The sequence below is a fragment of the Skermanella sp. genome (genome assembly GCF_059503625.1).
Window position 1 is genome coordinate 1 of the sequence record NZ_JCACHA010000296.1, and the last position, 2,944, is coordinate 2,944.

General features: G+C 64.2%; 2 protein-coding genes and 1 pseudogene. 1 reads left to right on the forward strand and 2 read right to left on the reverse strand.

Translation table 11 applies throughout. The annotated features are described in order from the left end of the window. Window positions 1-162: 162 nt before the first annotated feature. Complete coding sequence (locus tag AC5JJ6_RS06815) at window positions 163-1,260, reverse strand: ATP-grasp fold amidoligase family protein (protein ID WP_496041310.1); 1,098 nt, start codon at window positions 1,258-1,260, stop codon at window positions 163-165. Window positions 1,261-1,449: 189 nt separating this feature from the next. Between AC5JJ6_RS06815 and AC5JJ6_RS06820 the strand changes: the two are divergent. After that, window positions 1,450-2,422, forward strand: a pseudogene (locus tag AC5JJ6_RS06820) (IS3 family transposase); the annotation flags it as partial. A 291-nt stretch (window positions 2,423-2,713) separates the two neighbouring features. On the opposite strand, the gene AC5JJ6_RS06825 reads toward AC5JJ6_RS06820, so the two are convergent. After that, a complete protein-coding gene (locus AC5JJ6_RS06825) occupies window positions 2,714-2,866 on the reverse strand; it encodes a hypothetical protein (RefSeq protein WP_496041311.1) in 153 nt (50 codons plus the stop codon). Window positions 2,867-2,944: the final 78 nt, after the last annotated feature.

Here is a 2,944-nt window from a genome sequence, read left to right on the forward strand (position 1 = left end):
TATCTCTGCCGTCGCCCCAAAGCCGTCTGCCCAGCGCAAATCGCTGCTTGACCGCATATAGGAGCATCAATGCCCAGACCCTATACTCCCGTCTCAGACGTCGCCGAAGCCACCGGCCCTGATTTGTGCACCAACGCCAATGTCGGCCATTGCCCAAGCTGTTCAAGCTGATTTCGCATAGCCTGGAAGTCCCAGTAAGCGGCCGCCATGTGGCACGGATGGGTGCAGCCGCCGCAGCGCCTCGTCCCACATATCTCCCATGATGCGGTCCTGTTCCTGGGAGCCGAATGACACGGTGCCACCGCCTGTGTAATGCGTCAGCTCGCCGAACATGGGCTGCCCGTTGATGAGGTAGAAATCCACCCGCACGGCATCGAACTCAGCTCCCAGCTTGGCGGCAAGGTCGTTCAAGGCACGTGCTTCCGGGGGCGGACCGGTATAATCGCGATGGTCGGCATGCCGAAAGCGGCCAATCTCAATCGGCCGGAGAGTCTGCGAGTCATAGAACAATTCCCGCTTCTGATCCGTGAACCGGCCGAGATGGACCTCCAGCAGCCGTGGCTGGCCGCCGAAGACATAGAGCTTGTAGTCCTCGGGAACGCTTCCCGCCGATCCTTTCAGGAACTCCTCGATGAGGATACGCCGGGGAATGTTGCGGTAGCCCCATTCGCCGGTGCGGCCGTAGTAGCTTTCGGCCAGCCACTGATCCAGTTGGCGCAGCACATCCGCCCGGCATGTCTTCCCCTTGTTAGAAACAAGGATGTTGTAGCCAGACCCGTGATTGGCCTTGGCGACGAACCGGGCCGGCAGGTCGTCCCAGGAAATATCGCCCGCGCTGTGCCAAACGCCGAGCAACGGGACCAGAAACCGCTCCCCGATCCTCTCTGCCACCCAGCTGCGCACCGCGACCTTGTCCAAGGTCAGTGGGATCAGAGGGTTTCTGTCGTGGAGGATCTTCCAGCCCATGCGCTCATTGAAGGTGCGGGGATGGCGCAGGTCGGGATCGTAGCCCAGCGCGTCCCGCATTTGCCGGCGCAACCGTCGGGCAGCACGGATTTGACCGAGCCACGGGATCCTGTCGGCAGTGCAGTGCAGAACCGGACGCCAAGACGCCAAGGACCTTAACATCTCTCGGCTCATGACCACCTTGCTGATACCTCCGCATCTAATGTTCGGCGCGGATCTCGGCAGCAACCGTGCGGCCTCGACCATCCGCGCGCTCTCCGGCCGGCTCACCCAGGCGTAGTAGCCGTGGCTCACCCAGCACCTCGCACATGACTTGAACGGGAAAAGCCGTGACGCGGTTGCGGATGAGGTCGATGGTTCCCTCCGGCCTGTCGCCTGACTAAAGGTGAGCGCTGCCTGTACTAGACGTTACGTTCCACCCAAAGCCAACAATCCTCGCGGCGATGGCGGCCGGTCGTGGTCACCGGTTCGGCGGCGCCAACCCCGGATGACTTGGCCTTTGAGAACGCCAAGCTGCGGCGCGAGCTCGATCGGACGAGGATGGAGCGCGACCTACAAAAAAAGCCATCGGCATCTTCGCGGAGGTGCCGAGGTGAGGTTCGCCTTTATCGAGCAACATGCCGCCACCTACCCGGTGCGCCCCATGTGCCGCGTGCTCGAGGTCTCGCCGAGCGGCTACTACGCCTGGCGAACGCGCCCCGAGGGGCCGCGGTCGGCCGAGAACCGCTTCCTCCTGGACGAGATCCGGCGCCTCCAGGCCCGGCATGGGGGCCGCTACGGCAGCCCACGGATGCACGCCGCCCTGCGGGTCGGGGACCATCGGTGCAGCCGCAGCCGCGTCGAGCGCCTTGTGCGCAGCCACTGCATTCGCGCGCTCGCCGGGCGCCGCTTCCGGCCCTGCAGCACCGACAGCCGCCATCACCTCGCGGTCGCGCCGAACCTCCTAGCCCAACGCTTCGAGGCGCCAGCCCTCAACCGTGGGTGGCTTGTCATTCTGACCTACATTCCAGCCGGCGAAGGCTGGCGCTACCTCGCTGCCGTCCTCGACCTCGCCACCTGCAAGGTGGTCGGTTGGGCGATGCGCGATCATATGCGGGTCGAGCTCACCCTCTCGGCTCTCATCGTGGCGGTACAGCGACAGCGCCCGGGGGCAGGCCTGCTCCAACACTCGGACCGCGGCAGCCAATATGCGGCCGAGGCCTACGTCGCGCAGCTCACCGCGATCGGCGCGGCGGCTTCCATGAGCCGCAAGGGCTGCTGCCACGACAACGCGCCGATGGAGAGCTTCTTTCACACGCTGAAGGTGGAACTCGTCCATCAGCAGCGCTGGGCAACGCGCGGCGAAGCGCGATGCGACCTGTTCGCCTACATCTAGGCCTACTACAATCGCGCCCGCATGCACTCGGCCCTCGGCTATCTCACCCCAGAGCAAGCCGAGCAGCGCATGGCAAGCTAAACCTCCGTCCACACAATTGGGGGAAGGATCACCTTCTCGCCGCAAGCTCCTAGGGAACAGACCTAGCGACGGCACGCTCCTCGCTGATGAGGTTGTCGCTACCGCCCCGGCCCCGTGGAGCAATGCAGCGAGGGCTGGCGCTTCTTGCACTGGTGACGCTGTGTCTCGTCGCTGGGCTTGGAATGGCCGCGCTGAGCGTGGCGTTGCACCTGTTCCTGTAGGACACAGGCGCTATCACCGTGTTGCATGGCTCGCGGGTGTGGGCGCATGGCGCCCTACCCTGATCTGGGCTCATGTGAGGCGGACGTACTCCGGGCGTCCGAGTTCGAGCATGCGGTTCAGCACGTCGACGGCGACGGCAACCTCGGCTTCATGACGCCGGTCGGTCTGCGAGCGTAGGCCGTCGCCGATGATGCGCTTCCATCGCGAGATGTTGGCTTCCACAAGGGCGCGCCAATTGTACCCTAAGGGTTTGACGCGAAATAATCACTTCAAGGTGGCTTTTGGTGTGGTGAGATGGTG